Origin of the sequence: Clostridium punense (assembly GCF_017874425.1) — a bacterium.
Taxonomy (GTDB): domain Bacteria; phylum Bacillota; class Clostridia; order Clostridiales; family Clostridiaceae; genus Clostridium_J; species Clostridium_J punense.
In genome coordinates this window covers 1-2,603 of the sequence record NZ_JAGGLL010000082.1, presented here as the reverse complement: position 1 = coordinate 2,603, position 2,603 = coordinate 1, and the positions used below count along the sequence as shown (strand labels likewise).

Genomic DNA, 2,603 nt, shown 5'->3' with positions numbered 1-2,603 from the left:
GGTGCGACACGTTGCAATATGAAAAGTATTGCCTAAATAGTATAGCTATTTAAGAACTAATAACTTGAAAAGTCAAATGAGAGGGTAACGCCTTGAAGGGCTTTCTCTGATACTCTGAATAGCGGTTCTGTTAATAAGAATGGAACTGTTATAAGCTCGGTGAAGTCGGCTGAGATTACACCCTAAGGAGCGATAGCTCTAGGAAATGCGAACCAGAGGTGGTCGAGTGTAACATAGGTCGGGAGTCTATAAAATATCTATGGTAAGAATGTCCCAAAGGGACTGACAAAATTCCGAATGTAAGGGTCTAAACATATAGGAAATAGAAATATTTCTCCTACCAAAGTTGTAGGGTGTGTGAGGAAGAGTAAAAATCGGTGTTATGAAAATCCTTATACTGTTACAGGCAGTATCAAGCACACAGGCTCATAGGAATTACCTAAGGATATATGAAAAGATAAAGTTATTGGAACGTGGTAAGCTGATAACACTGAGAACTTATTTTCTGTGAAGTGGTGATAAGGAAAAGCAAAAGCTATAACTTATCTTTATATCAGTGAAAGTAGTGGCATAGTACCGTTGAAACTTGCGAAAGCAAGGGGAGGGATAGCCACAAGTCAATGTTTATTAAAATTAAATTATACGAAAATCATTAGGTTCGATTAAGACTAAGAAAAGCCGAAACAATAGGAATGAAGCTAACTAATGACGGCAGGTGAAGAAGGAATATTAAAGAAACAGCAACTAAGAAATAACGAATATTATTATACTCAACAAATTCAAGATGAACTCTACAGAAAAAGTAGAGAAGGTTATATATTTAAAGATTTGATTTCTGAAATAATAGACCCAAAGAATATAGCTTTAGCTTACAGAAATATTAAGAATAATGATGGGAGTAACACTCCTGGTGTAAATGGAACTACCATAAAGGATATAGGCCAATACGAAATATCAGAATGGATAGACTATATACAGAAAAGATTTGAAAAATTTAAACCAATGGCTGTAAGAAGAGTAGAGATAGAAAAGCCTGGCGGCGGGGTGAGACCTTTAGGGATACCAACAATAGAAGATAGAATGTTTCAGCAATGCATAAAGCAGATACTTGAACCTATAGTTGAAGCTAAGTTCTATCATGGAAGTTATGGCTTTAGACCTGACCGAAGTGCTGAAAATGCTACTGCAAAAGTAATGAACCTTATTAACATAAACAAACTTCATTATGCAGTAGACATTGATATTAAAGGTTTCTTCGATAACGTAGACCATGGAAAATTGCTTAAGCAAATATGGAATATGGGAATTAGAGATAAGAAACTAATAGTCATAATATCAAGAATGTTAAAAGCAAAAATAGAAGGTGTAGGTATTCCACAAAAGGGCGTGCCGCAAGGCGGAATAATATCAACTTTGCTTTCCAACATAGTCCTAAATGAACTAGATTGGTGGATATACAGCCAATGGGAAGGTATGATAACAAAAGAATACTCCAAACAAGAGCATAAAATAAGGGCATTAAGGAGAACACATTTAAAACAAATGTATATAGTCCGCTATGCTGATGATTTTAAATTAGTAACAAACAACTATAAATCTGCTCAAAAGATATTCATAGCTGTTACTAATTGGTTAAAAGAAAGACTTAAATTAGATATCAGCAAAGAAAAATCCATGGTAATAAATTTACGTCGAAACTATTCAAACTTCCTTGGATTCAAACTAAAGGTTAAAAAGAAGAATCCAGGAAAATACGTTGCTAAAAGCAATATATCTGACAAGGCTAAGACTAAAATAATAAACAATTATAGAAATCAAATTGAAATAATTAGAAATAATCCTAAAGCATATAACGTTGAAAAACTAAATTCTATGATATTGGGTTGGCACAATTATTATGGCATAGCTACCAATGTAAATATAGATTTTAGTGAAATAAATTTCTTAGTTAGAAAGAGGCTTTATAATCGAACAAGAAGTATACGAAGTGATAGATTATACGGAGATAAAACCTATAAAAAGTTTTATGGAAGATATAATTTCAAGCCAGTAAGTATATGCAAAACAACTATATATCCACTAGCAGCAATTAAATTTAAAATTCCTAAATCCATGAAAATCATTGCTAGCAGATATACTGCACAAGGAAGATACTATATTCATAAAGAACTGGCAGGAGAATTTAAGGACACAATAAAATTTCTTATAGATAATCCTTTGAAAAAAGAAAGCATGCAGAAAAATGATAATAGGATATCACTCTATGTAGCTCAAAAAGGATTATGTCATATAACTAAAAAACCCTTAGATATAGTGACTATGATAATAAGAAATAGGCTTCCCAAGAATAAGGGTGGAACAGATAAATATCAAAATCTTGTATTGGTTAGTAGAGAAATAAGTAATCTGATAGATGAAAAGGACATGGGCAAAGCTAATAGATACAAGGAAGGGATAGAGTTAGACAATAAAGCCTTAAATAAAATTAATACACTTCGCATACTTGTTGGAAATCCTATGATTTAATATAAATTAATAGACATTGATGGAACGCCGTATGCGGTGAAAGTCGCTTGTACGGTGTGGAGGAGGGGAAAAGAAGG

The 2,603-nt window shown here is 33.0% G+C and carries 1 protein-coding gene; it reads left to right on the top strand.

The genetic code is table 11. The features are described from left to right. Positions 1-705: 705 nt before the first annotated feature. On the top strand, positions 706-2,526 hold the full coding sequence (ltrA, locus tag J2Z44_RS21240; protein WP_209650056.1) for a group II intron reverse transcriptase/maturase: 1,821 nt from the start codon (positions 706-708) through the stop codon (positions 2,524-2,526). The last annotated feature ends 77 nt before the right edge of the window (positions 2,527-2,603 follow it).

What these genes read in the sequence shown, in the direction of transcription:
- ltrA (WP_209650056.1), top strand. Translation starts at nt 706, where the DNA reads ATGACGGCAGGTGAAGAAGGAATATTAAAGAAACAGCAACTAAGAAAT.